General features: G+C 71.0%; 16 protein-coding genes. 4 read left to right on the top strand and 12 right to left on the bottom strand.

The window, feature by feature from the left end:
* Nucleotides 1-15: 15 nt before the first annotated feature.
* From AB0C87_RS16755 to AB0C87_RS16740, 4 genes are read right to left on the bottom strand one after another with little or no spacing between them, the layout of a single operon-like run.
* Nucleotides 16-780 (bottom strand): hypothetical protein, encoded by a 765-nt coding sequence (locus AB0C87_RS16755; protein ID WP_353831282.1) that lies wholly within the window; start codon nucleotides 778-780, stop codon nucleotides 16-18.
* Nucleotides 773-4,282, bottom strand: coding sequence for a hypothetical protein (locus AB0C87_RS16750; RefSeq protein ID WP_360578282.1), 3,510 nt, complete (start codon nucleotides 4,280-4,282; stop codon nucleotides 773-775). The genes AB0C87_RS16755 and AB0C87_RS16750 overlap by 8 nt, the downstream gene beginning before the upstream one ends.
* Nucleotides 4,275-6,479, bottom strand: coding sequence for a WD40 repeat domain-containing protein (locus tag AB0C87_RS16745; RefSeq protein ID WP_360578280.1), 2,205 nt, complete (start codon nucleotides 6,477-6,479; stop codon nucleotides 4,275-4,277). Before AB0C87_RS16745 ends, AB0C87_RS16750 begins: the two co-directional genes overlap by 8 nt.
* A complete protein-coding gene (locus AB0C87_RS16740; RefSeq protein WP_360578278.1) occupies nucleotides 6,476-9,172 on the bottom strand; it encodes a hypothetical protein in 2,697 nt (898 codons plus the stop codon). Before AB0C87_RS16740 ends, AB0C87_RS16745 begins: the two co-directional genes overlap by 4 nt.
* A 443-nt stretch (nucleotides 9,173-9,615) precedes the next feature.
* On the opposite strand from AB0C87_RS16740, the gene AB0C87_RS16735 reads away from it, so the two are divergent.
* Nucleotides 9,616-10,122 (top strand): SRPBCC family protein, encoded by a 507-nt coding sequence (locus tag AB0C87_RS16735; protein ID WP_360578276.1) that lies wholly within the window; start codon nucleotides 9,616-9,618, stop codon nucleotides 10,120-10,122.
* Entirely contained in the window at nucleotides 10,119-11,294 is a 1,176-nt protein-coding gene (locus AB0C87_RS16730; RefSeq protein WP_360578275.1) for a zinc-dependent alcohol dehydrogenase, read from the top strand. Before AB0C87_RS16735 ends, AB0C87_RS16730 begins: the two co-directional genes overlap by 4 nt.
* Nucleotides 11,295-11,411: 117 nt before the next feature.
* Here the strand turns inward: AB0C87_RS16730 and AB0C87_RS16725 are convergent, their stop codons facing one another.
* From AB0C87_RS16725 to dnaK, 8 genes are all read right to left on the bottom strand, one after another.
* Nucleotides 11,412-12,521, bottom strand: coding sequence for a hypothetical protein (locus AB0C87_RS16725; RefSeq protein WP_360578273.1), 1,110 nt, complete (start codon nucleotides 12,519-12,521; stop codon nucleotides 11,412-11,414).
* 193 nt (nucleotides 12,522-12,714) lie between these two features.
* Complete coding sequence (locus AB0C87_RS16720) at nucleotides 12,715-13,263, bottom strand: type 1 glutamine amidotransferase domain-containing protein (protein WP_360578271.1); 549 nt, start codon at nucleotides 13,261-13,263, stop codon at nucleotides 12,715-12,717.
* A 1-nt stretch (nucleotide 13,264) separates the two neighbouring features.
* On the bottom strand, nucleotides 13,265-14,425 hold the full coding sequence (locus AB0C87_RS16715; protein WP_360578269.1) for a glutathione-independent formaldehyde dehydrogenase: 1,161 nt from the start codon (nucleotides 14,423-14,425) through the stop codon (nucleotides 13,265-13,267).
* A 40-nt stretch (nucleotides 14,426-14,465) separates the two neighbouring features.
* Nucleotides 14,466-17,081: an ATP-dependent chaperone ClpB gene (gene clpB / locus AB0C87_RS16710; RefSeq protein ID WP_353831291.1), complete on the bottom strand. Its 2,616-nt coding sequence runs from the start codon at nucleotides 17,079-17,081 to the stop codon at nucleotides 14,466-14,468.
* Nucleotides 17,063-17,407: a chaperone modulator CbpM gene (locus tag AB0C87_RS16705; protein ID WP_345172316.1), complete on the bottom strand. Its 345-nt coding sequence runs from the start codon at nucleotides 17,405-17,407 to the stop codon at nucleotides 17,063-17,065. The genes clpB and AB0C87_RS16705 overlap by 19 nt, the downstream gene beginning before the upstream one ends.
* Nucleotides 17,407-18,366 (bottom strand): DnaJ C-terminal domain-containing protein, encoded by a 960-nt coding sequence (locus AB0C87_RS16700; RefSeq protein ID WP_345172318.1) that lies wholly within the window; start codon nucleotides 18,364-18,366, stop codon nucleotides 17,407-17,409. Before AB0C87_RS16700 ends, AB0C87_RS16705 begins: the two co-directional genes overlap by 1 nt.
* Nucleotides 18,366-18,962, bottom strand: a complete 597-nt coding sequence (locus AB0C87_RS16695; protein ID WP_360578267.1) for a nucleotide exchange factor GrpE — start codon at nucleotides 18,960-18,962, stop codon at nucleotides 18,366-18,368. The genes AB0C87_RS16700 and AB0C87_RS16695 overlap by 1 nt, the downstream gene beginning before the upstream one ends.
* Nucleotides 18,925-20,802 (bottom strand): molecular chaperone DnaK, encoded by a 1,878-nt coding sequence (dnaK, locus tag AB0C87_RS16690; protein WP_345172322.1) that lies wholly within the window; start codon nucleotides 20,800-20,802, stop codon nucleotides 18,925-18,927. Before dnaK ends, AB0C87_RS16695 begins: the two co-directional genes overlap by 38 nt.
* A 353-nt stretch (nucleotides 20,803-21,155) precedes the next feature.
* Between dnaK and AB0C87_RS16685 the strand changes: the two genes are divergently transcribed.
* Together AB0C87_RS16685 and AB0C87_RS16680 are read left to right on the top strand one after the other, a co-directional pair.
* Nucleotides 21,156-21,605: a DUF1931 family protein gene (locus tag AB0C87_RS16685; protein ID WP_345172324.1), complete on the top strand. Its 450-nt coding sequence runs from the start codon at nucleotides 21,156-21,158 to the stop codon at nucleotides 21,603-21,605.
* A 98-nt stretch (nucleotides 21,606-21,703) separates the two neighbouring features.
* Nucleotides 21,704-24,571 (top strand): AAA family ATPase, encoded by a 2,868-nt coding sequence (locus tag AB0C87_RS16680; protein WP_360578265.1) that lies wholly within the window; start codon nucleotides 21,704-21,706, stop codon nucleotides 24,569-24,571.
* Nucleotides 24,572-24,688 lie beyond the last annotated feature (117 nt).

Here is a 24,688-nt window from a genome sequence, read left to right as displayed (position 1 = left end):
CCCACGACGTGCTCATCAGCCGCCGACCTCTACGCCATAGCCGAACCAGTACCCGCACGGCCTCCATTCAGGGGCCGGGATGGAGGTGTCCCCTTCCGAGATGGGAGGGAAGTACTCGATATCTACCCATGGTTGGAGCCACACCCCAGGCCGCCCCGAGGCGATGAGCGCGTCGGCGTCCACGACCACACGCCAGGCGAAACTCCCGTCCCAAGTGGGCGGTAGCCCGAAAGGCCCAGGACTGTCTGTCGCCGGCTGCACGCTGAACCAGCCGGCCGATTCCGGGTCCGGTGCTCCGATGTTGAAGCGTAGAGACGCATCCATGCCAGGACCGCGGAACTTGAACAAGATTTCGCGGCCGCCGTCGGAGAGGTCGAGGTAGGTATCCGGATACGAGGTCCCTCCCCATCCCGACGGGAGTGGCCGGGAGAAGCGACCCTGTTCGCTGACGGCCGGTGTGAGACCAGGTGATCGCACGCGTCCCCGTAGGTGGTGGCGCTCGTACCCGCCCTCGGCCGGCATGATGATCTGCACGCCGGCTTGGACGTAGGCGTCCGCGGCCACCGTGAACTGGTCGGTCTCGACCCGGAACCACGAAGCCGGGGTCCCCTCGTCCGGCAGGATGTCGAATGTCGCGGTGACGGGGTCCGTGCCCGCGTTGTGGATGACGAAGTTGATCGTGCCGCGCAGCATCCCCGACCCGTCGTCGGCGACGTTCACATCGATCGGCGGGGTCTGGGTCAGTCCGCCTGTGTCCACCCAGATCTCCAGCTCACCCATGGTCGTCCCCTTCCGGCGGCCATCCGCCCGGGATCGGGATGTGGTCGATCAACACCGTGCGTTCGGTCAGCTCCGGCGGCTGCGCGCCGAGGCCCTCCTCCGGGGCCGCGAGATCGCCGAGCGGAGTCAGGTCTTCGACCTCCCGCACGCGCAGCCGCAGCGGCCGGCCTCCGGGCGGCAGCGGCAGCTCGATCGGCGCGCCGGACGCGTCGCCGGTCCGCGTGAACGTCGGCAGCGGGCGCCACGCGGGCAGGCCGGGGTCGGTGGCGGGGTCGACCGCGATCAGCTCCGGCGCCGGGCCGCCGTCCGGGGCCTCGTCGATGCCGACCTCGACTCGGTTCGGCGGCCGCGGCCCGACGCCGTGCACCCGGACGAGCAGCCGTCCCCCGGCGCGCTCGACGACGATCTCCCGGTCGGGCAGGAGCGGCACCCGCTCCGTCGTGGCCACCGGCGACAGTTCCAGCGCCGGCAGGCTGTACGGCTGGTAGCGGGCCACGGCCAGCCGTACGAAGGGCCGGTACGCGCGCATGTCGGCGGGCGGGGTCAGCGCCACCTCGGCGCGCCACGCGTCGCCCTGGAAGGTGACCGGGCACGCGATCACCGATGCGGTCAGCTCACCGCCGGGCAGCCGCACGGAACGCGCCTCACCGCCGAACCACTCGGCTCCCGGGTACCGGCCGACGCGCGGCGATGCGTAGACGGGGTCTCCGGCCAGCTCGGTGACCAGGTGCGCGGCATCGCCGGGGCTCTCGGACGCGACCACGCCCAGGCACTCGCCCGCACCGGTCGCGTACCAGGGGCGGGCCAGCTCGACCACCAACCGGTTGCCGGAGCGGCGGCGTACGATCCGGTCTGGCCCGGTCTCCTCCGACCAACGGAAACCGGGCAGCACCGCAAGCACCTCGAGTTTCGGCGGCCGGGCGGACGACGGCACCACCACGGTGCGCGGCTCGCCCAGGAGCTCGAACGCCCCCGGCGGGTCCTCCGGGGCGAAGTACGGCCGGTAGCGGCTCACCGCCTTGGCGGTGTAGGTGACGTCGCGATGCCGGGTGTCACCGAGCTGGTGCGCGAAGCGCAGTCGCGGCGCCTGGTCACGGTCGACGTCCCGGTCGTGCACGTGGCCTGCCGTCATCGGCTGTACGGAGTCGTCCGACCATTCCTCCCAGGCGGCGGCGACCTCCACCCTGCCCGTGCTGGCGGTGTGCAGCCCGTCCTCGGCGAATTCCGCCGTGACGATGGCCGCCGTGTCGCCCTCGCCGCGAGTCGCCTGCAAATCCCGCCATACCGGGGCGATCCTGGGCCGGCGTACGGCGTGCACGGCGTGCACGGTCACCGGCGGCGAGAGCAGCGGGTGCCGCCCCCGGAGCGCGTTCCCGCTGGTGACTCCGCCGGGGGCGGCGCGCGGCCCGAGCCACTCGTGGACGGCGAAGTGCGGGAGGAAGCCCGGCGTGACCGTGGAGGAGAGCTCGACGTCGGCGCTCTCCCCGGGAGCCAGGTCGATCCGGAGCCGATCGTCGTTCTCCCAGCTGAGCGCGACCCCGGTGCCCTCGGGCACGTGGTCCCCGACCACGACGGTCTTGGAGTCGGTGCCCGGCCAGGGGCGCCAGTCCGCCGCCGACCACGGCCCGCCGGCGTACGCGGCCACCCCGGCGGCCGCCGGGTCCGGCAGAGAGAGCGCGGGCTGGTCGCCGGGCGCGACCCGCAACGCCTGCGCGGCGAGCCGCCAACTCTCGGCATCGGTCATCGAGTCGAATACGCCGTGCTGCTCGATCAGCGCGAACACGGCCGCCGGGGGATGCAGCGTGCAGGCGTCCCGGGCGGCGTAGCGGGGTTCGGCGGCGGCGAACTCCTCGGCGGTCATGCCCTGGTCGCTGCGGATCACCAGGTGGTCGACGGCCGCGCCCGGCAGCGGTGCGGAGTCCACGTGCAGGCGGGGCGGCGCCACCGGCTCGGCCCGGCGGTAGGCGATCTCGTCGCTGGCGCAGTCGTCGGTGACGGCGTCCAGATCAGGGCCGCCGCCGGCGATGTCCGCCACGCGCACGCGTAGGCGGTAGCGCCGGCCGAAACGGAGCCGGGGGAGCGCCCCCTCCGGCACGTCGAAGCTCCAGTCCAGGTTGTACGGGGCGGCCATGCGCGGGGCGGCGGCCTGCCAGGTCCGGTCGGGACGGTGGGCGAGTTCGGGAGGCGGCACCGCGAGGCTCCAGCCGTCCCACCGCACCACGATCTCGTCCGCGCGTATCACGCCGTCCTCGCCGCGTACGGCGGCCAGGTGCTTGACGTGGCCCTCCTCCCGGCGGCCCCGCCCGGTCCCGATCTCGATACGGTCGCCCGCCGCGTCGAGCACCGAGTAGGCGGCCTCGCGTGCGCACAGCGACCGCCACCGGGGGTCGTCGGCGTCGAACACGTCCACTCGATAGCCGAGCACCAGATCGGTGGCGTCCAGTTCGTCCTCCGCGTTGCCGTCGGTGGCGTGGACGCGGTTGTGGGCGCGCAGGGCGGCCCGGTCGAGTCGGTCTTCGAACTCGCGTTGCCGGCCAGGGCGGATCAGCATCAGCCCGGCCGACCGTAACGCGGGCAGTTGTGCGCCCGGCCCGCTCGGCGCGGAGGGCCCGGCCGGATCAGTGCCGGAGGCGAGCAGCCGTGCGGCCGCCCGCAGTCCGATCACCCCGCCGTCCACGTCGAAGGTCGCGATCGCCCAGGGCGGCGTGTCGCGCGTCTCGTCCACCAGGTCGATCCGCGGTGCGTCCGACAGGTCGACGACCCCCCGCCGTACGTCACCGGCCCGTTCCGGGCCGGCACCCGGCCAGAATCCCTCCGTGTCGAGCTCGTACCACGTCCACGGCGAGGTGAGCACGAGGTCGGTGCCGTACGCGCGCACCGACAGCCGATCGCCGTCGTCCAGCTCGCCGGCGTCGATCAGCAGCTCGAATACCAGCCCGAGGTCACGCAGCACCTCCGGATGCTCGCGGATCAGCCCGAACGTGCGCCGGAAGTCCATGGCCGAGTCCAGCAGCGGCGAGTCCCGCGGCGGTTCCGGCGGAGGGACGGCGGCCCACGGCCGCAGATACCGCGCCAGGTCGGGGGCGCCGTCGGGTTCGGCCAGCGCCTCGCTCACCTCGCGGTACGTCAGGCCGATCCGCTGGGCGTCGCCGTACCGGGGCGTCACCAGGGCGCTGTCCGGCTCACGCAGGCCCGCGAACAGCCTGGCCGCGTCGCCCCGGAACACGGCGTCCCAGACGTCCTGGCGGGCCACGGAGTCGTACAGCACCGGGCGGAACCGTGTCGCCTGGACGCCTGAGGGATTCTTGACGTACAGCCGGAAGTCCAGGTCGTCGAGCAGCATCCTCGGCCACGTGTCCAGGCCTTCGGCCGTCAGGGAGTCGCCGTCGAGCCTCGGAACCACGACGACCCGCAGCACGGCGGGCCGGCCGATCTCGTGGCCGGGCACGTCGGCCGGGGTGAGCAGGCGGTTCGGGACCGCGATCAGCACCAGGTCACTCATCGCCCCGGCCTCGGTAGAAATGGACTCCGTCTTCGCAGGCGACGGTGAGCACCCTGCCGTCGGCGGTGAATCCCAGGTCGTGGGAAACGCCGGCCACCGGACCCCACCAGAAGGCGTCCGCGTCGTCGCGAACCCCGCGTCCGACCGCCTCGCCGTCAAGGTCGAACATGTACAGGTACGGCTGCTCGGTCGCCACGAGCAGGGCGCGTCCCTTCGGATAGAACACCGGCCGGGTGACCGGGTACGGCAGCCGCCACGCGGTGTGCGCGTCACCGGGGGAGGAGACCGAGGTCACCCGCACGTCGTTGCCCGCCGCGGTCGCGAGCAGCCGGCCATCCGGGCTCACCGCGACCTGGTCGATCCCCGTGTGGTGGGGGATCGTCTCGGTGAGGCCGGTACGGATGTCCACGAGCACCAGCGCGGCGTCGGCGTTGCCGCTGGTGATCACCAGCTTGGCGCTCCCTTCGCCGGGCACGGCGAACGCCAGAGAGGTGATCTTGCCGTCGACGTCGATCGGCTTCTCGAGGATCTGCTCGCCGTCGTGGCGCAGCAGGCGGCAGTGGTTCCGGCTCGCCACCGCGATCACCGCGTCGTCGGGTGATTCGGCCGGAAGCGCCGCGACCCGCTCGAGCGGTTCGTCGAACTGCACGCTCGTCGGGTCCTGCTCGTTGACGTCGTAGAACCGCAACCACGTGTCGCCGCGTACGTCGACGAGCCGCCGGTCGTCGACGAACGCCGCCTCGCGCGGGGCCCGGGTGGCGGCGGAGGGGCGCCGCGGCCAGGACTGCAACGGCGTGCCGAGCAGCGTACGGGCCACGAGTCTTGTGTCGGCCAGCCACACCGCGCAGTGGTCACCGCTCGGGCTCACGGCCAGGCCGAGCACCCGCGCGTCCGGCTCGCTCTCGTAGAGGGGCACGGCGTCGCCGAGCCTGCGGAAGTACTCGAAGCCGCCGGGCCCATCGCCCGCACCGACCACGCCGATCCAGGTCCGTTCCCGCTCCGGCGCCTGGGAGTCCGGGATCGTGGCGAGCACCATCCGGTACGGGGTGCCGCGCCGCTCCCACTGCTGCCGGTGGGTCCACGCGGCCGCCGCGACGTCGCCGATGTCGTAGCAGGTGACCCGGTTGCCGCCGCACAGGGCGATCCGGGTGCCGGAGGGGTTGAACTCGATCCGGTCGGCCTCGCCGTCATGCCGCCAAAGGCAGGCGCCGGTGCCGGCCTCGAGCAGCGTCACCCCTGGGCCGGACGGGGTGGCGTTCACGGCCAGCAGCCCGCCGTCGGGGCTGAATCGGACGCAGCGTGGCCTGCCCGCGGCCGGGTCCAGCCGCAGCGTACGGAAATCCTTCGCCGGGGCCAGCCCGGGCAGCGTCCGGACCGTGAGCTCGGAGCCCGAGGCGTAGGCCACGAACTTCCCGGACGGACTGGTGGCGATGCCGTGGTAGCCGACCGAATCTCCGGCCGGGAGCCGGTACTCGACGTACCCGTCGCCCTCGAACTCCATGATCCAGCCGGAGGTGCCGGGCTCGCCACCCGCTTCGTCCACCCAGAAGGACTCGCCCACCGCGAGGAGGATCTCGCCGGTGGCCCACTTCAGCTGCCGGCACTCGCCGAGGAGGGGCCGCGTCTGCTTCGAAGGTCGCGGCTCGCCGGTAGCGCAGTCGACGATCGAGGGTGGCGAGCCGTACGCGAGCAACGAGGGCGAGCCGTCGGGTCCCAGGCACCACGGCTGGCTCAGCAGCAGCGACACGGACCTGGTCCACCCGGCAGGATCGCCCGGCTCCATCGCGTAGGCGAGGAACCCGTCATCGGTCCACGCCAGGAGGAACGGATCTCCGACGTCGCCGAAGGCGAGGTCCCTCGCGCCTTGGTACTGCCGCTGCCAGAACCGTTCGCCGGTGTGCACGTTGAGCCCCACCAGCCGCTGGAACGGCTCGGTGTCGTGCGGAACCTGCATCCGTTCGGCGTACGCGCAGACCCCGTACGCGGCCTGGACCGTGATCGCGGTGAGGGTGCCGCGGGGCAGGCCGCTCGGATCCTCTCCCCACGCGGGCTGAGCTTGCCCGCCGGGCACCGACAGCTTCAGCGGGGGATCCGTGGTCCCCGTACGGGCGGCCAGCAGATGATCGCCGTCCGTCCAGAACAGCCGGTCCGGGGCGAACGGCAGGTCGAACTCGGCGACCGGGGGGACGCTGCTCACGGCTCCTCCTTCGAAGGCGCGGGCGCGAAGCGGCTGCGGTACCGCCGCCAGTTCTCCAGCCCCGGGTCGTGGTCGCCGTCGGCGGTGAGGGCCGCGAAGGCCGCGGGCCGGGTCAGTGCCGGCGCGCCCCCGCCGACCAGGCGCCATTCGCCACTGTCCAGCTCCACACGCTCCGACCAGAACAGGACCTCGATCTCGAGGATCACGGTGGCGCGGCCCACCAAGTCGTTCGTCGCCGACCGGTACGTCAGCTCCAGCCTCAACTCCACCGAGACCGAGACCAGCCCCAGCACGTCCAGGGCGCCGCCGATCCGCAGGTAGCCGCTGACCTCCAGCTCGCCGGAGTCCCAGACGAACCGCACCCCGCCGAGGATGTGGGCCTCGCCGCGCGCGACGTAGAACTCGACGGCCACCAGCGCCCCGAACTCCAGCGCCGCCTCCAGCCGCCGCAGCCCGTTCTGGTCCGCGGCGAGCTCCAGGTAGCCGCCACCGCCGAACGCCATCACGGTCAGCACGAACGGGTTCGTCCGGCCGGAGAAACCGAGCACGACCACGGGTGACGCGCCGGTGAAGGACACGTCGACGCCGGCCCGGAACAGCATGTTGCGCATCACGAAGACGCCGCATGTCACGGCGGGCAGCGGCAGCGTGTAATCGACCGCGACCCCGTCGGTGGACGGTGTGATCTTCGGCCCGGCGGCGCCGATCGCGACGTTGTCGCCCAGCTCCTGGAGCAGCTTCAGGCCGCCCAGCAGCTTCGCCCCGAGGCCCTCGACGGTGAGCCCGTTGGGAGGCGCGCCCTGGTCCGGCGGCTCGGGCCCGGTCCGCCGGACGTACGTCATCTTCGCGAACGACAGCTCGAGCAGCGGGTTGGACGTGGGCAGCCGCAGCCCGAAGTCATGCAGTGTGCAGGTCACGCTCGTGCCGGTGTCGGACGCGACCACGTTCAGTTCGAGACGGGTGGTGTCCTTGGCGACGAATCCCGGAAGGTTCTTCCGGAACGTGACGGCGCCCGGCTGCGACCAGCTCATCGTGACGACCGGACCGCGGCCCGGCCGCATCTCCGAGGTGATCATCGGAGGCACGTCGATCCGTTCGACGATCTCGCGCAGCGGGTAGCCGAGCAGGCCGGCCCCGGCGTCGAACAGGCCGGCCGGGGAGGACACCAGGGCGCCCGCGGCGGCCTTGACGGGGCCGTAGTCCCGGGAGATCGCGTTGACCCGGTACGCCAGCGCCGCCAGCCCGCCGGAACGCTCCGCCCGCCCCGCGAAGTCGATCGGTATCGCCTCGCCTGCGGCGAGCTCGAGCATCGCGAACGCCGACTCGCCCTGCTCGGCGAAGGCGTCGGTGTACCGGAACGGGTGGTAGGCGTCGGCCTGGTCCAGCAGCCGTCCCAGCGCCGGCAGCGTCATCTCCAGCTCCTCGAGGACGGCCCCCGGATCGGCGTGGTCGAACCGGCCGCCGAGCGTGAAGCCGCGGACCAGGTGGACGTCCGCCGGTGCGGCCTCGGGCGCCCGGACGAGGTCGAGCGGGGTTGGCGGGATCGTGACCGTGACCCGGCCGTAGAACCTCCCGAGTTCCTCGGCGAGCCGCGAGGCCGCCGAGGTGTCCAGCGACCGGTCCGCGACGAACACGAGCGGGACTTCAAGCCGGACGGGTCCGTTCGGCGCGTGGCACTCCACCGGGAAGAGGAGGGGCTGCCCGGCCGAGGCCATGGGCCGGAAGTACGTGTCCCTGCGCTGTCCGTCCCCGGCATCGAAGCTCTGCCAGTCGGGGTGCTCGAGCTCGGTGAAGACGGTTCGGGAGACCTCCACCTCGTCGAAGGGGAACCGGCGGCTGATGGCCGGGTCCCGAGACCGGCCGCGTACCGGCTCGACGACCGTGAGCTGGTACGCGTGGCGAAGCACCGCGACCTGCTCGGCCGCATCGAAGGCGCGCACCACCGACTTCTCGTAGACGGCCCGGTGCCCGAACGGGTAGAGGTAGCCCAGGGCGAGGAAGCGGACGGACATGTCCCGGCCGAGTACGGCGCTGTGGTCCCATTCCGCCTCCGGCCAGCGTCCGGAGGCCACGAGGGAGCCCCCGAGCGCGCTCAGCTCGAACAGGCGTGACCGCGCCGGCGCATTGCCCGTCAGCTCGGCAAGGGACTGCCGGGCGAACCGGTCGAGCGCCGGCACGAAGTCCGGAGGGTCGCCGATGCCTGCCGCCGTCCCGTCCACCACCACGAGCTCCACCCCCGAGCCGGGCTCGGAAGCGTGCAACCGGGTACGCCACAGCGGGTTGGTCTCATCCGGGACCGTGCCGACAGGGTGGCCGGCCCGCAGCGGGCGTCCGCCCTGGCCCTGGGGGCGGACCTTCAGCCGCCACGGCAGCTCAACCACGCTACCGGCGTCGACGGCGAGCTCGCCGGCGGCCCGGACCAGGCCTTCCACGGTGAGTTCGACCCTGTTCCCGGCCGGCACGACGAACCGCAGCGCGCTCGACCCGGACAGCCGCGCCCGCCGCCGCCCGGCGGCCCCGGCGGTCTCGGCGATCGTCTCCTCGGCCAGGTGCTGTGGCGGAAACCAGAGCGTGAGAACCCCGCCGCCCGGGTCGGCCACCAGCGCCGCCCCTCCGCCGGTGACGGTCATGCGGGACCACTCCACCCCCAGCAGCAGGTGGTCCGCCGGTCGCGCCACCAACGCCCTGATCATCGCCTCGTCCCCGTCACATCACCCTCATCTCCCAAGGTGACTCCGAGCGCGGCCGCCACCGCCGGGAAGCCACATGCACCCGCTCAGGGAGCCGGGCGGATGCGAATCCGGCGGCCCTGCGGGCGGCTCCTCGGGATGCGACACCAGGATTCGTACGGCCAAGACACCGGTCGGCATCGACGTCGGCAAGCGCGCGCAGCATCTCGGTGGACAACTCCATGGGCCACCTCCTGAGGAGCTGGCCACTCAGCCACATGGACGGCGTACCGCGGGCGACATACTGCGCGTGGCGGGAAACCCAACTCGTACAGGCCAGACTCCGGAGTGGCGATCCTGGAGTCAAGACGCGCAAAGCGCGTAATGGCGTTCAGGCCACACATGGCCTTACGCCGGGCGCTCCACGGTTCGGGCGCACGATAAAGGCGTGGCGAAGGAAGTCAGCCTTGCTGGTCGTGCTGTGTCATCCCTCGGATGTGTCGGGTTGCGGTGGCGCAGATGGTCTGCGCTCGGGTGGGCTGCGTCAGCCGGGCTGGCCTGTGAATCGGGTCGCCAGCGCCCCGTTCGGCGAGGACGTCGAGTGGGACGCGGAGATCACCGACGAGGCTCCCGGCGAAAAGATCGGGTGGCGGTCGACGGGCGACGCCGACGTGCCGAACTCCGGCACGGTCCGGTTCATGCCGGCCCCGGACGGTGCGAGCACCGAGGTGCATGTCGGCTTGGTGTACGACATTTCGGGCGGCACGGTCGGCAAGACGGTCGCCAAGTACTTCGGCGAGGAACCGCACCAGCAGCTCGACGACGACCTGCGCCGGCTCAAGCAGGTGCTGGAGACCGGCGAGGTGGTCCGGTCCGACGGCGCCCCGTGGGGCAAGCGGGCCCGCAAGGAGTTCCCGCAGCGTCCAGCGCAACCGCTCTCGGAATCCGAGCTCGCGAAGGGAGCGGACGAGTGAGAGCGAACACCTGGGCGGGCCGCAACAAGGTCGAGGTCCGCGACGTGCCGGACCCGATGATCCTGAACAGGCGCGATGCCATCGTGCGGATCACCTCTACCGCGATCTGCGGCTCTGACCTGCACCTGGTCGACGGGTACGTGCCCACGATGCAGGACGGCGACGTCATGGGCCACGAGTTCATGGGCGAGGTGGTCGAGGTCGGCGCGGGCGTCGATCCGGACCGGCTGCGCGTCGGAGACCGGGTCGTGGTGCCGTTCCCGATCGCCTGCGGCGCTTGCGCCGCCTGCGCCGCCGAGCTGTACTCCTGCTGCGAGAACTCCAACCCCAACGCCGGGGTCGCGGAGAAGATGTTCGGTCACCCGGTCGCCGGAATCTTCGGCTATTCGCATCTGACCGGCGGCTTCGCGGGCGGACAGGCGCAGTACGCGCGGGTGCCGTTCGCCGATGTCGGTCCGCTGAAGATCGAGTCCGACCTGACCGACGAGCAGGTGCTGTTCCTCTCCGACATCCTCCCCACCGGCTACATGGGCGCCGAGATGTGCGACATCCAGCCCAGTGACGTGGTGGCGGTGTGGGGCGCCGGCCCGGTCGGCCAGTTCGCCATGGACAGCGCCCGGGCGCTCGGAGCCGCGAAGGTCATCGCCATCGACAAGGAGCCCTACCGGCTGCGGATGGCCGAACGGGCGGGCCATACGCCGGTGAACTTCGAGGAGGTCGACGTACGGTCCCGGCTGCTCGAACTGACCGGTGGCCGGGGACCGGACAAGTGCATCGACGCGGTCGGCCTGGAGGCCTCCCACGGCAGCGCGCACATCGCCGCCTACGACCGGGTCAAGCAGGCCGTACGGTCGGAGACCGAGCGCCCGCACGCGCTGCGCCAAGCGATCCTGTCGTGCCGCAGCGGCGGCGTGGTCTCGGTGATCGGCGTCTACGGGGGCCTGCTGGACAAGTTTCCCGCCGGCGCGTGGATGAACCGGTCGCTGACCCTGCGTACCGGTCAGTGCCACGTACAGCGCTACATGAAGCCGCTGCTGCGGCGCATCGAGCGCGGAGAGTTCGATCCGACCCGGATCATCACCCACACGCTGCCGCTCGACGAGGCGGAACGCGGCTTCGAGCTCTTCAAGAACAAGCAGGACGACTGCGAGAAGGTCGTCCTCAAACCCTGACGGCCCTCCCCGGCCGGCCGCCGCGGCGAGCGCGGTGGCCGGCTGCGGGTCTGTCCGGCGATGCCGGTTTGCGGTGCCGCCCGGCAGTGCGGACGGGTCCTGGTGTGAAGGCGGGAGCTACCCGTCCTTCTCGTCCCGCCAGCCGCCGGGGTCGGGATGGTAGCCGTAGGCGGCGGCCCGCACCGTGTCCTCGTCCTCCAGCCCGGAGCCGATCGCGCCGCCGACGGTGGCCATCGAGCTGATGATCCAGGCCAGCATCAGGTAGTCGGTGGAATCGACCGGCCGCTGCAGGGTCTGCTCCAGCACCGGTGCGTCGATCAACAGCGCCGCGGCGAGGATCGTTCCGGCGAACAACACCAGATAGGACACCGCGGTGGCCAGGGTGAGGGTGAGGATCGTGCCCACGTTGAACAGCCGGGCCAGCTCGGCCGGTGTCTCCCGGTCCGGTTTCTCCCACAGGTCGTGCGCGATGATCAGCCAGGCCACCAGTGCGGTCAGCCCGAGGATCATGATCGCGGTGAGGCGGAGCGGGCCGAGCGCATCGCCCATCTCCCAGATGGTGCTGGTGGTGAGCGCGAACGCGGCCGTGCCGAAGACACCGACCAGCAGCTTGGACAGGCCCAGCAGGGCGCGCCCCGGGCGGTTCGCCCGGACCATCCCGGTCACCAGCCGCACCCGGCCGATCAACTGTGAGGCGACGTAACCCAGTTCCCCGGCATCGGTCTCGCCGACCACCCGGTGAATGGCGCCGACCTGGCTGGCCAGCTCGCCCGGTGCCTCGCCGGCCGACGGTACCCGGTCCTGGCGAGCGTCAGTGAGCAGCCGGTCCACGAGCTCCGGAACGGCGGCGCGGACCGCTCGCAGATGGCGCAGCCCCAGCGCGGGCAAGGACACCAGCGCGACTCCGCGCCGGGCGGACGTCCGCGCGACCAGCGGCACCCCGTCGGTGTGCAGCGGCAGGTCGGTCAGGCAGATCGCGACGTCCCACCGGGCGTCGGCGCGCCGGCGGGCGAGATCGTCCAGTAGCGCCTCAACGCCGCCGTCGCGGCGGGGAGCCACCTCACCCCAGCCTTCCCGGACGATCCACCGCACGTCCGCGTCCACCCGTTCGCCGAGCAGGCCGGCCAGCTCGGCGGTGAGTCGCGCCACCACCTTGGCCGGATAGTCCGGCGGGGTCGCCACGAGCCCGACGACGATCTCCGGCCGTTGCTGATCACTGGCGGCCATGGACGCTCCCCACCGGTAGCCGTATGAAATTCCACGTCTGGCTACCCGCGGTCGCGCGACACATGTGCCGGGGACCGGATCCGCTCTGAGGGGAAGCAATCTGCTGATCGGCTATCCAGGGCCGAAGGCAAACGCTGGGACGGACGCACGTTCGTGGTCGACGAACGTGCGTCCGACGTGTAGCGGCGGTGGCCTACGGGGCTTTGGCGAACTCCTGCACGATGCGCTCGCAGAAGTCCGGCAAGTCGTCGGGCGACCGGCTCGTGGTGATGTTGCCGTCGGTGACGACCGGCTCGTCGACCACCTCGGCCCCGGCGTTGCGCAGGTCGGTGCGCACGCTCGGCCACGAGGTCAGCCGACGATCCCGCGCGACGTCGGCCTCGACGAAGTTCCACGGGCCGTGGCAGATCGAAGCGACCGGCTTGCCCGACTGGACGAAGTCCCGGACGAACCGCACCGCGGCGGGTTCCATCCGCAGTTTGTCCGGGTTCACCGTTCCGCCCGGCAGGAGCAGCGCCTCGTAGTCGTCGACCGACACATCGCCGACCAGCTGGTCTACCGGGAAGGTTCCGGCGTCTTCGAGGTCGTGGTCGCGCGCCTGGATTTCGCCGCTGGTGATGGAGACCACGACGGTGCGGGCGCCGGCGTCGTCCAGCGCTTGCCGCGGCCGCTCCAGTTCGACTCGCTCCACCCCGTCGGCCGCGAGGATGGCGATCCGGCGCCCGTTCAGCTCTCCGGCCATGTCAGGCACCCGCCCCCGCCATCTCCGGGTGCAGGACGACCTTCGTCCAGCCGTCGTCTCGCTTGTCGAAGTGCTCGTAGGCCTCCGGCGCGCGGTCGAGGGGCAGCTCGTGGCTGACGATGAAGGACGGTTCGGCCTTGCCCGCGGCGATCAGGTCGCGCAGTTGCCGGTTGTACCTCTTGACCGGGGCCTGGCCGGTGCCGATGTGCTGGCCCTTGAACCAGAACATGCCGTAGTCGAAGGCGAGTTTGCCCTGTCTGGCCAGCTCGTCGGCGGCCCCGGGGTCCTGGGGCACGAAGACGCCGACATTGCCGATGTTCCCGGTGAAGCGCACCGAGGCGACCAGCCGGTTCATCGTCAGGTTGGCCTGCTCCTGCCCGTCGGGCTCGTGCGCCTGGTAGCCGACGCACTCGCAGCCGTTGTCCGCGCCCAGGCCCATCGTCTCGTCCAGAACGGCCTGCACCGGGTCGACCTTCGAGTCGTCGATGGCGATCGCGCCGATCGACTCGGCCAGTCGCAGCCGGTCGGGGTGCCGGTCGACGACCATCACCTTGCTCGCCCCTCGGATGGTCGCCGAGAAGGCGGCCATCAGCCCGACCGGACCCGCGCCGTAGATGACCGTCTGGTCGCCGGGCCGCACGCCGGCCATCTCGGTGGCGTGGTAGCCGGTGGGGAAGATGTCGGCGAGCATCACGTAGTCGGTCTGGCGCTGCTCGGCGTCCTCGCCCAGCCGCAGGCAGTTGAAGTCACCCCAGGGCACGCGCAACAGCTCGGCCTGTCCGCCGCTGTAGGGGCCCATGTCGGCGAAGCCGTACGCGGCGCCGGCCATTTTCGGCTCAGGCTGGGCGGTCAGGCAGTAGTTCGTGAGCTGCCGCTCGCAGTTCTTGCAATGTCCGCACGCGATGTTGAAAGGCAGGACGACCCAGTCGTCCACCCGGACCTTGTCGACCCCGGCACCTACCTCCACCACCCGGCCCAGGTTCTCGTGTCCGAACGAGCGGCCGGTTTCGAAGTCCGTCCGGCCCTCGTACATGTGCAGGTCCGAGCCGCAGATATTCGCCGACGTGATCCGCACCAGTACGTCGGTGGGCCGCTCGATCCGCGCGTCCGGCACATTCTTGACGCTGACCTGCCGCGGTCCCTCGTACACCACTGCCTTCATGATTACCCCCTTGTCGCAGATGCCTCACTCGCCCGGTCCGTCACACCGGATTCTCGTAGCGGACGTTCAGTTCGCCGTTCGCGACGGTGATGTGGATGGTCGCGCCGTCCCGGACATCCCCTGCGATGAGCGCGCGGCCGAGCCGGGTCTCGACCTCGCGGGCGATGAAGCGGCGGAGCGGGCGGGCGCCGTACACCGGGTCGAAGCCCTGCTCGGCGATCAGCCGCCGGGCGTCCTCGTCGATCGCCAGGCGCATCTGCCGGTCGGCCAGCCGGGCGCGGAGGTCGTTGAACATCAGGTCGACGACCTGCTCGATCTGCGGCAGCGTGAGCGGCTTGAACAGGACGATGTCGTCGACCCGGTTGAGGAACTCCGGACGGAAGTGGCGGCGCAACTCGCCCATCACCCGGTCGCGGGCGCCCGGCTCGATGTCACCCTCTGAGGTGACGCCCTGCAGCAGATGCTCCGACCCGATGTTGGACGTCATGATGATGACGGTGTTGCGGAAGTCGACGGTGCGGCCCTGCGCGTCGGTGAGGCGGCCGTCGTCGAGCACCTGGAGCAGCGTGTTGAAGACGTCGCCGTGCGCCTTCTCGATCTCGTCGAACAGCACGACGGAGTAGGGCTTGCGCCGGACGGCCTCGGTGAGCTGGCCGCCCTCCTCGAATCCCACGTAGCCGGGAGGTGCGCCGACCAGCCGGCTGACGGTGTGGCGCTCCTGGTATTCGCTCATGTCGATGCGGACCATGTTCTCCTCGGTGTCGAACAGGGCCGCGGCGAGGGTGCGGGCCAGTTCGGTCTTGCCGACGCCGGTGGGGCCGAGGAAGACGAACGAGCCGATGGGGCGGCGCGGGTCCTTGATGCCGGAGCGGGCGCGGATGATGGCGTCGGACACCAGCTGGACGGCCTCTTCCTGTCCGACCACGCGCTCGTGCAGAACCTTGTCGAGCTTCAGCAGCTTGTCCCGCTCGCCCTCCTGCAGGCGGCTCACCGGGATGCCCGTCCAGCGCGACACGATCGCCGCGATCTCCTCCTCGGTCACGACCTCGCGCAGCAGCCGTCCGCCGCCCTGCTTGCCGGCCAATCGCTCTTCCTCAGCGCGCAGCCGCCGCTCCAGGTCGGGCAGCTTGCCGTGCCGCAGCTCGGCTGCACGGTTCAGGTCGTAGTCGCGCTCGGCGCGAGCGGCCTCCTGCCGAAGCTGTTCGATCTCCTGGCGCAGCGCCTGCACCTTGCGGAGCGCCTGGCGCTCGGCCTCCCACTGGGCACGCATGGAGTCGGCCTCGGCGCGCAGCCCGGTCAGTTCCTTCCGTAGTTTCTCCAGGCGGTCCTTGCTCGCCGCGTCCTCCTCCTTGGACAGTGCGGCCTCCTCGATCTCCAGCCGCATGACGCGGCGGGTGAGCTCGTCCAGCGGCGCCGGCAGGGAGTCGATCTCGGTGCGCAGCATGGCGCATGCCTCGTCGACCAGGTCGATGGCCTTGTCCGGCAGGAACCGGTCGGAGATGTAGCGGTGGCTGAGCGTCACGGCGGCGACGAGGGCGGCGTCCTGGATCTTCACACCGTGGAAGACCTCAAGGCGTTCGCGCAGGCCGCGTAGGATGGAGACGGTGTCCTCCACGGTGGGCTCGTCGACCAGGACGGGCTGGAAGCGCCGCTCCAGGGCCGCGTCCTTCTCGATGTGCTTGCGGTACTCCTCCACGGTCGTGGCGCCGATCATGTGAAGTTCGCCGCGGGCGAGCATGGGCTTGAGCATGTTGCCGGCGTCCATGGCCCCTTCGGTGGCGCCCGCGCCGACGACGTTGTGCAGCTCGTCGACGAACAGCAGGATCTGGCCCTCGGCGGCCTTGACCTCGTTGAGCACGGCGGTGAGGCGTTCCTCGAACTCGCCCCGGTACTTGGCGCCGGCGACGAGCGAGCCCATGTCCAGATTGAAGATCGTCTTGTCGCGGAGGCCCTCGGGGACGTCGCCGTTGGTGATGCGCAGGGCGAGCCCTTCGACGATGGCGGTCTTGCCGACGCCGGGGTCGCCGATCAGCACGGGGTTGTTCTTGGACTTGCGGGACAGGATCTGGACGACACGGCGGATCTCGGTGTCCCGGCCGATGACGGGGTCGAGTTTGCCCGCCGCGGCATCGGCCACCAGGTCACGGCCGTACTTCTCCAGCGCCTCGTAGGCGACCTCGGGCATCGCGGACGTCACCCTCTGGTTCCCGCGGATCCGGGTGAGGGCCTCCAGGAAGGAGTCCCTGGTGATGCCCTGACGGCCCAGCAACCGTCCCGCCGCGGTCGCCGAGCCCTCCTCCAGCAGTGCCATGACCAGGTGTTCCACGGAGACGTAGTCGTCCTTCAGCCGTTCGGCCTCCTGCTGGGCGGTGTCGAGGAGGCGGGAGAGCCTCTGGGTCACCAGGACCTTGCCGGGCTCGGTGCCGGGACCGCTCACGCTGGGGCGGTGTCCCAGCTCGGCCTCCAGCGCCTCGCGCAACCGCGCCGGATCGGCCTTCGCCTCGGTGAGCAGTCGCGGGACCAGTCCGTCGGGCTGGTCGAGCAGGGCGAGCAGGAGGTGCTCGCCGTCCACTTCGACATGGCCGAAGCGCAAGGCCTTGGTCTGGGCGTCGTGCAAGGCCTCCTGGGATTTCTGGGTCAGGCGGTTGGGGTCCACGGTCGGCCTCCGGTGTGGTGGTGGATGCGCAGTTCCCGCTCGAGCTCGGCGACGCGGTCGAGCAGTTCGACCACGAGTCCCAGCGCGGCGTAGTTGAGGCAGAGCCCCGTCCGCAGGCGTTCGAGGCGTGCGTATGCGGCGACTTGCCCGGGCGGGAACCAGAGCCGGCCGGAGCGGTCGCGTTCGGGATCGAGCAGCCCGAGACGCACCAGCCGGCGTGCCAGCTCGGGATGGATTCCAGCGGCCTCGGCGAAGGCGTCGAGGTCCATCCGCCGGGAACGGGTCGGGACGATGGCGTAGACCGTGCCGGGCAGCAGCTGGACCATCACGATCTCCTCGGGTCGAACGGTGACGCCGAGGCGAGCTCTTCGAGCAGCCTGCGTTCCGTTTCGGATGGCTCGGGCGGCACCACGATCCGGACTTCGGCGAACAGGTCGCCCGGGGTGCCGCGGGGGTTGGGCAGCCCGCGGCCGCGCAGCCGGAGCCGCCGTCCACTGGACGTGCCGGGGGGCACCTTCACCTTGGCCTCGCCGCCGGGCGTCTGCAGTGCCACGGTCGTGCCGAGGGCGGCCTCCCACGGAGCGAGCGGCAGGTCGGTGTATATGTCGCGACCTTCGACGCGGTAGCGGGGATGCGGGGCGATCCGCACCACCAGGAAAAGGTCGCCGGCGGTGTCGCCGCTCCCGCCCTGCCCGGCCAGCCGGATGCGCTGGCCGTCGGTCACACCGGCGGGAACGGTGACGTCGAGGGTCTGCCGGCCTCCTGGACGTTCGAGGGTGATGGTGCGTCTGGTCCCTCGGTATGCCTCCTCGACGCTGACCTCGATCTCGGCCTCCTGGTCTGCGCCCTGCGACGGGGACCAGGCCGACCAGCCGCCGCCGCCACGCCCGCGGCCACCGAAGATCCCACCGAACAGATCCTCCAGGTCGATGTCCTCGCCGAACCCGCCGGTGCGGCCGCCCCCCGTGGTGGCGTAGGGCCCGGCGCGTCCGGCGCGTCCGGCGCCGGCGGCGGCGCCCGCACGAGAGCGTGCCCACATGTCCGGGTCGACGTCTTCGGGAACCCGCCGGAAGTCGGGCCCGAAGGCGTCATAGCGGCGGCGCTGCTCGGGGTCGGACAGGATGGCGTAGGCCTCGGAGACGTCCTTGAACCTCTCCTCGGCTCCGGGGTCCTTGTTGATGTCGGGGTGGTGGGCCCGGGCGAGCTTGCGGTAGACCCGCTGGATCTCGTCCTGGTCGGCGTCCCGGGAGATCCCGAGCACCTCGTACGGATCTTGGACGGCCATCAGTCACCGGCCTTGGCCGACACCGACACCAGCGCCGGACGCAGCTGGTTCTCGTCGTCGCCGTACCCCGGCTGGTGCACCTCGACCACCGTGCCCGGCGGAACATCGGGGTCTGTGCGCACGGCGACCGCCGAGTGCCGGGCCGGATCGAACGGGACCCCCAGGTCATCGCGACGCGGATAACCGAGGTCGCGCAAGGTCGCCACGGCCCGGTCCCGGACGCTGCGAATGCCCTCGACGACGCTCGCCGGGTCGGACTCGGCGTGCTGGAGTGCGCGTTCGAGGTCGTCGAGAACCGGCAGCCACGCCGCGGTGGCCTCCGCCCGCTGGGCACGGCGCTGCGTCTCCAGTTCGCGTGCCATGCGCTTGCGGAGGTTGTCGAGGTCGGCGAGCGCGCGCCGCCACAGGTCCTCGAGTTCCTCGACCCGTGCCCTGAGCCGTTCGACCTCGCCGAGATCCCGGCCCGTCGGCTCGGCGGCCTTCTCCTGCTCGGGCCCCTGCCCGGCGCTCTCTGGCCGCTCGACTGACCGGTCGCGGTCGGCCGGCTGTCCGGTCTGCTCAGTCCGTCGTGAATTCGGCGTCGATGACATCGTCATCCGAGCCTTCCGTCGTCGCCCCGGCGGGACGCTCGCCCGCGCCCGCTCCGGTGGTCGTTCCCAAACCGTGCAGGATCTGCTGGAGTTCGGAGGTGAGCGTGCGCAGCCGGTCCAGCGGCGCCTCCTCCTTGATGGCCTGCCGGGCGTCCTCGATCAGCGCCTCGGCCCGCGACTTCTCATGCACGGGCACCGTGTCGCCGAGTTCACCGAGCCGGTGTTCGACCTGGTAGACGGCCGAGTCCAGCTCGTTGCGCGCGTCGACCTGCGCGCGCAGCCGGGCGTCCTCCTGCCGGTTCTGCTCCGCATCGGCGATCATGCGCTCGACCTCGCTCTCGTCGAGGTTCGAGCTCTGGCTGATGGTGATGTGCTGCTCGGCGCCGGTGTCCTGGTCGCGCGCGGAGACGTTGAGGATGCCGTTGGCGTCGATGTCGAACGTCACTTCGATCTGCGGTTCGCCGCGCGGCGCGGGACGGATGTTCTCCAGCCGGAAGCGACCGAGCACCCGGTTGTCGGCGGCCCGTTCCCGTTCACCCTGCAGGACCACGATGTCGACCGCGTTCTGGTTGTCCTCGGCGGTGCTGAACGTCTCGGTGCGGCGGGCGGGGATGGTCGTGTTGCGCTCGATGATCTTGGTCATCACCCCGCCCATGGTCTCCACGCCGAGCGACAGGGGCGTGACGTCGAGCAGCAGGACGTCCTTGACCTCGCCCTTGAGGACGCCGGCCTGGATCGCGGCGCCCAGTGCCACGACCTCGTCGGGGTTGACCGACATGTTGGGGTCCTGGCCGCCGGTCAGCCTGCGGACGAGGCTCTGCACGGCGGGGATCCGGGTGGACCCGCCGACCATGATGACCTCGTCGATGTCGTCGGCGGTGACCTTGGCATCGCTCATCGCCCGTTCCACCGGGCCGACGCAGCGCTCGATCAGGTCCGCTGTGATCTGCTCGAACGCGGAGCGCATCAGCGAGGTGTTGAGGTGTTTAGGGCCGCTGGCGTCGGCCGTGATGAACGGAAGGCTGATCTGCGTCTGGGTCACCGTGGACAGTTCGACCTTGGCCTTCTCGGCGGCCTCGAACAGCCGCTGCAGGGCCTGGGGGTCCGCTCGGAGGTCGATCCCGTTCTCGCGCTGGAACTCGTCGGCGAGGTGGTCGACGATCCGGCGGTCGAAGTCGTCGCCGCCGAGGTGACCGTCACCGGAGGTGGCGCGGACCTCCACCACGTCGTCGCCGATGTTCAGCAGGCTGACGTCGAACGTACCGCCGCCCAGGTCGAACACCAGCACGGTCTCGTTGGCCTTCTTGTCGAGGCCGTAGGCCAGTGCCGCCGCCGTGGGCTCGTTGATGATGCGCAGGACTTCCAGTCCGGCGATCTTCCCCGCGTCGCTCGTCGCCTGCCGCTGGGCGTCGTTGAAGTAGGCGGGCACGGTGATGACCGCCTCGGTGACCTTCTCACCGAGCGACTTGCCGGCGTCGTCCGCCAGCTTGCGCAGCACCAGCGCCGAGATCTCCTCCGGCGCGTACTGCTTGCCGCGCACTTCGAAGCGTGCCGTCCCGTCGGACCCTTCGACCACGTCGAACGAGACCGCGTCCTTCTCGGTCTCGATCTCGTCGTAGCGCCGTCCGATGAAGCGCTTCGCCGAGGTGATCGTGCCCTTCGGGTTCATGATCGCTTGACGCCGGGCCAACTGCCCGACCAGCCTCTCTCCCTGTTCGGTGAAGGCCACCACGGACGGGGTCGTCCGCGCCCCTTCCGCGTTGGGGAGGACCCTGGGCTCACCGCCTTCCGTCGCCGCGATGACCGAGTTGGTGGTGCCGAGGTCTATGCCGACTGCTCTACCCATCAGGTTCCCTCCGATGGTCCTCACCGCGCTCTCCGGCGAGATGGCGTACGTCGTTGCCGGAGACGGCGATGCCTTCATCCCCACGTTGCGGCATCAGGGGGCCCGGCACATCCACTGACCGTGTAGGTCTGAGCTCGGCGCCCACTACCAAAGGGCGTTGGTGAACTCGTCGCGGGGGGATGGCGGCAGGGCAAGGCGGCGCGCAGATCGGAACATCGGCCCGGCGTGGTCGGGCAGCCTGTTCGCGGGCGAGCCACGCCTACAAGATCTGACGATGTGACGGCCCCCCGGGGCGGGGATGCTGCAAGCAGTTCTTCTTCTCCTCCGTCAGGAGATGACAGGGAGGCGGGATCATGGCCGTGATGGGAATCAGCAGGTTCGAGCGCTTCTTCAGGTCTGCCTCCGGGGTGGACGTCGACAAGAACGATCTGCGGCGCTACCACGAGTTCCTTGACGCCAAGCTGTACGACCTGCTCCTCATCGGGCAGGCCAAGGCGAAGGCGAACGGGCGCGACATCATCGAGCCGTTCGACCTCCCGATCACGAAGGGCCTGCAGGAGTGCATCCACCGGTTCCGCCGGCTGGACGAGGAGATCGAGGTCGAGCCGATCCTGGAGCTGCTGGCGAGGCGGCCGCCGCTGGACATCGCGGTCCGCGATGTCACCGATGAGAAGCTTCCCGAAATCGCGGGCGGCCTTTCCTACGCGCTGTCGCAGGCCTTCCGGATCGTGTTCCCGGACCGGCGCAACCCGCAGACCACGCAGTGGGAGCGTGTCCAGCGCCTGTTTGACCTGCTCTTGTAAACGGGACCGCCGCGTTGACCGGTTTGTGATAGATGTGAACTGCGCAGGGTTATGCCTTAACGTCAGTTTTATTTAATTTGCCCGCAAATGAGACAGTCGTGCGTCGGCGGTCGCGTAATCGCCGCAATCACGGGCACGTTGCCCGCATGGAGGGCAGACCGCCGACGCGGGGCGCGACGTTCGGTCGCCAGCGGGAACAAGCGAGCATCGACGAGTTGCTGACGCGCGTCGACGGCCCGAGGGTCATGCTCGTGGAGGGTGAGCCGGGTATCGGGCGGACCCACCTGCTCGAGGAGGCCGCGCGGATCGCCGCCGACGAGGGTTTCTCGGTGGTGGACCCGGATACGGCCCCCGAACTGCGCCGGCCCGCGGACCTGGAGTCTTTGCTGTCGGTACTCGACGAGCCTGGTCCGCCTTCGCCGTCGGCAGGCGGACAGGACCGTTCGGCCGAGCGGCTGCGGGTCGCACTGGAACGGCGGGCCCGTTCCACCTCGCTGCTGGTCGTGCTGGACGATCTGGACTGGGCCGATCCCGAGACGCTCCTCGCGCTGCGGACGCTGCCGAGCCGGCTCGCATCGTCTCCCGTGTGGTGGATTCTCGCACGCCGGACCGGTTCCGGCGGCGCCGAGCCCGATCGGCTGTTCTCCCGGTTGAAGGCGCGCGGCGCCGTCCTGTTCCAGCTCCGTCCTCTGCCGGATGAGGCCGTCTTCGAGCTGGTCACCGCCACTCTGGGCGCGTGCCCTGATGCCGACCTGCGCGTGCTCGCAGACAAGGCCGGCGGCAATCCGCTGCTGCTTCTCGAGCTGATGAACGGACTGCTCGAGGAGGGCTGTGTGGTGACCGCCCGGGGCCACGCTCGCCTCAGCGCCTCGCGGTTGCCGGAGCGGGCCCGTCTCGTCGTCCAGGGCCGCCTGGAAGATCTGGATCCGGAGGCACGGCGGCTTCTCGAGGTGGCTGCGCTGCTGGGGCCCGCGTTCCACCCCCTGGTCGCCGCAGACCTGCTTGGCATCACCCCCTCCGAACTACTGCCGTCACTGGAGGCGATACTGGCGACCGAGTTGCTGGCAGCGCATGAGGACGCTCTGGTGTTCCGGCACGACCTGGTGCGCGAATCGCTGATCACGGATATCCCCGGTCCCGTCCGGCAGGCTCTGCATGTGCAGATCGGCAGGACCCTGCTGGAGCACGGCGGGAGGGTGAAGGCCGCGGCGGCCCACCTCATGGCGGGGGCGGTCTCAGGCGTCCCGGAGGTCCTCCAGAGCCTGGACCGGGCGAGCGCGCAGATGGTCGACACCGACCCGGCGGTCGCCGCCGAGCTGACCCAACGGGCGCTCGAGCTCACCGAGCCCGCCGATCCGCTGTGGTTCGCGCGCACGATGACGGCGATGCGGACGCTGGTCACCGCCGGTGACCTGATGGGGGCCGCGGATTTCGCGGAGGCCGCGCTCGATCGATGCGCCTCCGGCCCGTCGACCGCCGAACTGCTGACCGCGCTGTCCTTCGTCCTGGTGCCGATGGGGCAGGCCGCCAAGGCGTCGGACACGGCCAAGGCCGTGCTGGACATGCCTGATCTGACCGACGAGGTGCGCGACCGCGCCGAACTCGCTCTCCTGCAGGCCGAAGTCGGGCTCCAGGAGAGCGGAAGCGCGCTGGAACGGGCCAGAGAGATCCTCAAGGCGGTCGACGTGCCTGGCCGTGGCCTGATGACCGGGGCGCTCATCGTCCTGGCCGTGAACGACTGGGACAAGGGCGATCTGATCGGCGCACTCGACCTCACGCGAACCGGTGTGCGGCAGGTGTCCAACGACGGCGTCCATGAATGCCGGCTTCACCCAGGTCTGATATTGGCCTCGTTCCTGGTGGACGTCAGGCTCATGGACGAGGCGCGGCGGACGATGGTGCTGGAGACCGGCGGAGCCGAGGGGATCGGACGCGACGGCTGGGCGGCCGGATCGGCGATCGTGCGATCTCGCATCGACCTCGCTGAGGGGCGTCCAGAGGAGGCGATCCGCGGGGCGAGGGCGGCTCTGGAAGCCGCCGACGCGGTCGGGGCGCGCCTGCTGGGCGCCTGCGCCAGGTCCACGCTGTCCATCGCGGCGCTGCGCTCCGGCGATCTCGAGACGGCCGCCGAGCACAGCCTCGGAGGCAAGGACGCGGGCGGCCCGGCGTCCCCTCCCTTCGACCTGACCCGAAGCGAGTTGATCCGGGCGCAGGTGACCGAGGCGCGTGACGGGCCGCGAGCCGCCCTGCCCGGAGTGAGCCGACTCCTCGACGGCCTGGCGACGCACAACAGGGTGCTGATCTGCGATCCGACCGCGGCGGCCTGGCTGGTCCGGACGGCGGTCGCGGTGGGTGAGCCCGGGCATGCCGAGAAGGCCGTTGCCGCGGCCGACCGGCTCGCCGACATGAACCCGGGGCTGCCCAGTCTGTCCGCCGCCGCCGAGCACGCCCGCGGGCTGCTCCACGGCGATCCGGACCTCCTGCGACACGCCGGGGCGGAGCACGCCGACCACTGGTCATCCGCGTCCGCCTACGAGGACCTCGGCATGCTGCTGAGCGGACTGGGCGGCGCACGCGGTCGTACGATCCAGTGGTTCGACGAGGCTCTCTCACGCTACGCGGCGGCCGGCGCCGAGCGGGACGCGGCCCGCATCCGCGGGCGCCTGCGGCGGATGGGGGAACGCCGCAGGCACTGGGAACGCCGCGATCGGCCCGTGACCGGCTGGGCCAGCCTCACCGGGACCGAGCAGCGGATCTCCGGGCTCGTCTCCCAAGGGCTCACCAACCAGCGCATCGCCGATCAGTTGTTCGTCAGCGTCCACACCGTCGCGTTCCACCTGCGGCAGGTCTTCCGCAAACTCGACATTCGCTCGCGCGTCGAACTGGCGCGGCAGGTCCTCGAACACTCCGACGACCCTCCCGACGCGCATACCAAGAAGAGCTCCGACGGCCCGGAGGCCGAGTAGCCCGCCGCCCACAGACGCCCTGGACCGGAAACGCAACGGACCGGCAAGGGCAGCCGGGTAGCAGCTTGCCGGAGCGTCGACGGCAGTGATCGTCCGCAGATCAGTGCCTCTTGGACA

Origin of the sequence: Actinomadura sp. NPDC048021 (assembly GCF_040653135.1) — a bacterium.
Classification (GTDB): domain Bacteria; phylum Actinomycetota; class Actinomycetes; order Streptosporangiales; family Streptosporangiaceae; genus Spirillospora; species Spirillospora verrucosospora.
Note: the sequence above shows the minus strand (reverse complement) of the source record. Positions and strands in the feature narration are given on the sequence as shown.

What these genes read in the sequence shown, in the direction of transcription:
- AB0C87_RS16720 (WP_360578271.1), bottom strand. Translation starts at nt 13,263, where the DNA reads ATGGCCGGAGAGCTGAACGGGCGCCGGATCGCCATCCTCGCGGCCGAC.
- AB0C87_RS16740 (WP_360578278.1), bottom strand. Translation starts at nt 9,172, where the DNA reads ATGATCAGGGCGTTGGTGGCGCGACCGGCGGACCACCTGCTGCTGGGG.
- AB0C87_RS16700 (WP_345172318.1), bottom strand. Translation starts at nt 18,366, where the DNA reads ATGGCCGTCCAAGATCCGTACGAGGTGCTCGGGATCTCCCGGGACGCC.
- AB0C87_RS16715 (WP_360578269.1), bottom strand. Translation starts at nt 14,425, where the DNA reads ATGAAGGCAGTGGTGTACGAGGGACCGCGGCAGGTCAGCGTCAAGAAT.
- dnaK (WP_345172322.1), bottom strand. Translation starts at nt 20,802, where the DNA reads ATGGGTAGAGCAGTCGGCATAGACCTCGGCACCACCAACTCGGTCATC.
- AB0C87_RS16685 (WP_345172324.1), top strand. Translation starts at nt 21,156, where the DNA reads ATGGCCGTGATGGGAATCAGCAGGTTCGAGCGCTTCTTCAGGTCTGCC.
- AB0C87_RS16725 (WP_360578273.1), bottom strand. Translation starts at nt 12,521, where the DNA reads ATGGCCGCCAGTGATCAGCAACGGCCGGAGATCGTCGTCGGGCTCGTG.
- AB0C87_RS16755 (WP_353831282.1), bottom strand. Translation starts at nt 780, where the DNA reads ATGGGTGAGCTGGAGATCTGGGTGGACACAGGCGGACTGACCCAGACC.
- AB0C87_RS16705 (WP_345172316.1), bottom strand. Translation starts at nt 17,407, where the DNA reads ATGGTCCAGCTGCTGCCCGGCACGGTCTACGCCATCGTCCCGACCCGT.
- AB0C87_RS16695 (WP_360578267.1), bottom strand. Translation starts at nt 18,962, where the DNA reads ATGACGATGTCATCGACGCCGAATTCACGACGGACTGAGCAGACCGGA.
- AB0C87_RS16750 (WP_360578282.1), bottom strand. Translation starts at nt 4,282, where the DNA reads ATGAGTGACCTGGTGCTGATCGCGGTCCCGAACCGCCTGCTCACCCCG.